This is a genomic window from Nitratidesulfovibrio oxamicus (genome assembly GCF_015731765.1).
Lineage (GTDB): Bacteria > Desulfobacterota > Desulfovibrionia > Desulfovibrionales > Desulfovibrionaceae > Cupidesulfovibrio > Cupidesulfovibrio oxamicus.
Map to the genome: position 1 here is coordinate 1 of NZ_VRYY01000253.1, position 3,748 is coordinate 3,748.

The 3,748-nt window shown below is 67.2% G+C and carries 4 protein-coding genes; all 4 read left to right on the forward strand.

The window, feature by feature from the left end; all coding sequences use genetic code 11:
• Nucleotides 1-168: 168 nt before the first annotated feature.
• The 4 genes from hemB to FVW20_RS09635 all read left to right on the forward strand — a co-directional run bounded on the left by hemB (nt 169) and on the right by FVW20_RS09635 (nt 3,571).
• Nucleotides 169-1,170 carry a porphobilinogen synthase gene (gene hemB, locus FVW20_RS09620; RefSeq protein ID WP_196609251.1) on the forward strand — a complete coding sequence of 334 codons (1,002 nt, stop codon included), beginning with the start codon at nt 169-171 and terminating at the stop codon, nt 1,168-1,170.
• Between the two features lies 1 nt (nt 1,171).
• On the forward strand, nt 1,172-2,401 hold the full coding sequence (gene ahbD, locus FVW20_RS09625; protein ID WP_196609252.1) for a heme b synthase: 1,230 nt from the start codon (nt 1,172-1,174) through the stop codon (nt 2,399-2,401).
• Nucleotides 2,402-2,411: 10 nt separating this feature from the next.
• Nucleotides 2,412-2,933, forward strand: coding sequence for a siroheme decarboxylase subunit alpha (ahbA, locus tag FVW20_RS09630; RefSeq protein ID WP_231039010.1), 522 nt, complete (start codon nt 2,412-2,414; stop codon nt 2,931-2,933).
• A gap of 185 nt (nt 2,934-3,118) precedes the next feature.
• A complete protein-coding gene (locus tag FVW20_RS09635) occupies nt 3,119-3,571 on the forward strand; it encodes a DUF3995 domain-containing protein (protein WP_196609253.1) in 453 nt (150 codons plus the stop codon).
• Nucleotides 3,572-3,748: the final 177 nt, after the last annotated feature.

A 3,748-nucleotide genomic window follows, 5' to 3' on the forward strand; every position in this document is an offset into this window, starting at 1 on the left:
CGCCACCTCGGCGGGCCGCACGCACCGCCGCCAAGCGGCTGCCACCTGCCAGCCCAAACTGGCCGTGACTGGCCCCGGCTGACCGTGCCTGCCTGCAACGGGCCGCAAGCCCGGCGCACCGTGAGCAGCGGGCGCAGCGTTTCAACCCTGCCTACTCCAGGAGACGGCATGTCCGAATTCGGGGACTTCTTCCGGGGGCGCAGACTGCGCCGCACCGCCGCCCTGCGTGAAATCGTGCGCGAAACCGCGCTGCACGCGGCGGACCTGATGATGGCCTATTTCGTGGTGGAAACCGACGACCCCGCCTTCCGCAAGGAAATCGGGGCCATGCCCGGCCAGTACCAGCTTTCGTTGCAGGAACTGGAAAAGCAGGTGGAAGCCGCCGTGGCCACGGGCCTGCGCAGCTGCATCCTGTTCGGCATCCCCAGGGAAAAGGACTATCGCGGCAGCGAGGCCTACAACAAGGACGGCATCGTCCAGCAGGCCGTGCGCCTGCTGAAGAAGCGCTGGCCGAACCTTGTGGTGTGCACCGACGTGTGCCTGTGCGAATACACCGACCACGGCCACTGCGGCCTGGTGCGCCAGGGCGATACGTCCGGCGAGGTGCACAACGACCCCACCCTGTCGCTGCTGGCCAAGACCGCCATCAGCCATGTCGAGGCAGGCGCGGACATGGTGGCCCCCTCCGACATGATGGACGGTCGGGTGCAGGCCATCCGCCGGGCGCTGGACCAGAACGGGTTCAGCCACATCCCCGTCATGTCCTACGCGGTCAAGTACGCATCAAGCTTCTACGGCCCGTTCCGCGAGGCGGCGGAATCCACCCCCCAGTTCGGCGACCGCAAGACCTACCAGATGGACCCCGCCAACCGGGTGGAAGCCATGCGCGAGGCGGCGGCGGACATCGCCGAGGGCGCGGACATGCTTATCGTCAAGCCCGCCGGGCCGTACCTGGACATCATCCGCGACGTGCGCGACCGCTTCGACGTGCCCGTGGCCGCCTATCAGGTGAGCGGCGAATACTCCATGATCCGCGCCGCCGGTCTGAACGGCTGGATCAACGAGGACGCCGTGGTCATGGAATCGCTGCTGGGCATCAAGCGCGCCGGGGCCGGGCTGATCATCACCTACTTTACCGAAGACCTGCTGCGCAAAGGACTGGTGAAATAGCATGAGCCATCCGCAACACCCCGGCGACGAACGCAAGGCCAGCCCAGAGGGCGGACATCCGGCCAGCACGGGCGGACATCCCGCAGGCATGGGCGGTCAACCCGCAGGCCACCGCGGTGGCGGGCACCCCACCGGAGTGGGCGCGCCGCAGATGCCGCGCACCCTGCCCGACGGCACCCCCACCTGCAAGCTCATCGCGTGGGAAGTGACCCGCTCGTGCAACCTGGCCTGCAAGCACTGCCGGGCCGAAGCGCACGAAGAACCCTACCCCGGCGAGTTTTCCACCGAAGAGGCCAAGGCCCTCATCGACACCTTTCCGCAGGTGGGCAACCCCATCATCATCTTCACCGGGGGCGACCCCATGATGCGCGCCGACGTGTACGAGCTCATCGCATACGCCACCGGCCTTGGCCTACGCTGCGTCATGTCGCCCAACGGCACCCTGATCACGCCGGAAACGGCCCGCAAGATGAAGGAAGCGGGCGTGCAGCGCTGCTCCATCTCCATCGACGGGCCGGACGCCGCCAGCCACGACGCCTTCCGGGGCGTGCCCGGCGCGTTCGACGCATCCCTGCGGGGCATCGAATACCTGAAGCAGGCGGGCATCGAGTTCCAGATCAACACCACCGTCACCCGCGACAACCTCGGCAGCTTCAAGGACATCTTCAAGCTGTGCGAGCGCATCGGCGCGGCGGCGTGGCACATCTTCCTGCTGGTGCCCACCGGGCGCGCGGCGGGCCTTGGCGACCAGGTCATCTCCGCCACGGAATACGAGGAAGTGCTGAACTGGTTCTACGACTTCCGCAAGACCACCTCCATGCACCTGAAGGCCACCTGCGCGCCGCACTACTACCGCATCATGCGCCAGCGGGCCAAGGAAGAAGGCCTGGCCGTCACGCCCGACACCTTCGGCATGGACGCCATGACGCGCGGCTGCCTTGGCGGCATCGGGTTCTGTTTCATCAGCCATGTGGGCCAGGTGCAGCCGTGCGGCTACCTGGAACTGGACTGCGGCAACGTGCGCGACACGCCCTTCCCCGAAATCTGGCGCAACACGCACCACTTCAAGCAGTTCCGCGATCAGGAAGCCTACACCGGCAAGTGCGGCCCCTGCGAATACCACAAGGTGTGCGGCGGCTGCCGCGCGCGGGCCTACAACATGAGCGGCGACCACCTGGCCGAGGAACCGCTGTGCTCGTACACCCCCAGGCGCACCGGCGCGTGCCGCTGACGGAGGCATCATGACCGCATCCCACGCCGAAAGCTGCACTGCCCCCACCGCTGCCCCTGACACTGACACTGTCACTGACACGCTGGACCAGATCGACAAGCGCATCCTGGACGTGATCCAGTCGGACTTTCCGCTGGAATCGCGCCCCTACGCCGTCATCGGCGAAAGGTGCGGCGTCACCGAGGCCGAGGCGCTGGCCCGCGTGCGCGCCATGAAGGAACGCAGGCTCATCCGCCGCATGGGGGCCAACTTTCAGTCCGCCAAGCTGGGCTTTCGCTCCACGCTGTGCGCGGCCAAGGTGCCCGACGCGGCCATGGACGGGTTCGTGGCCGAGGTGAACCGCCATGTGGGCGTTACCCACAACTACCTGCGCAACCACGAATACAACATCTGGTTCACCTGCATCGGCCCCTCGTGGGACAGCGTGTGCGCCACCCTTGCCGAAATCACCGAAAAGACGGGCATCCCCATCCTGAACCTGCCCGCGACGAAGCTGTTCAAGATCAAGGTTGATTTCCAGATGGGTGACTAGCCCGCAGGAATACACCGCAGTTGCAGACAAAGGCCCCGGACGTGTCACTGACATGTCCGGGGCCTTTCATGTGCATCCGGCACGGGACGCGCCATGCCGCATTCGTTCGCACGCAACGTCCAGCCGTCACTCCGCCGTTGCGCCAACGGCATGACGCGCCGCCCTGTCCGTGCTATGCACGGCCCATGACCATGCTCACCCTGCTCACTTCCGTCGCCGCGCTTGTCGCCACCGCAAGCCTTGCCGCCATCACCCTGCTGCACGGGGCATGGGTGCTGGGCTCCACCCTGTGGCTCGACAGGGTCATTCCCCGCACGCCTGAGTCTGCAGAGGGCCGCGCCCTGTTTGCGCCATCCCGCGGGCTGACTGGCATCGTCACCGTTACCTTTGCCCTGCTGGCATTGCTTCCGGGGCTGACCCTGGGCTGGCTGCCCCTGCCGCCGCCCCATATGGCCCCCACGCTGTGCCTTGGCGCGGCGTTCATCTTCGTGGTGCGGGCCATTGGCGATTTTCGGTACTGCGGCCTGTTCCGGCGCATCCGTTCCACCACCTTCGCCCGTTGGGACGCCCGGCTGTACACCCCGCTGTGCCTGCTGCTGGCCGCCTGCTACGGGTTTCTGGGCGTCGCTCCGCACTGACGCGGCCTTGCCCGCCCGCCTTGCCCGCCCGCCTTGCCTGCCCGCCTTGCCTGCCCTATGGATGGCGCATGGGACGCAAGACACACAACACACGCAGTGGGCACACCGGCAAACGGGGCGCGCAGCCGCCCGCCGACGACTCCCGCCGGAAACGCGGCCAGGGGCGCACATCCGGCG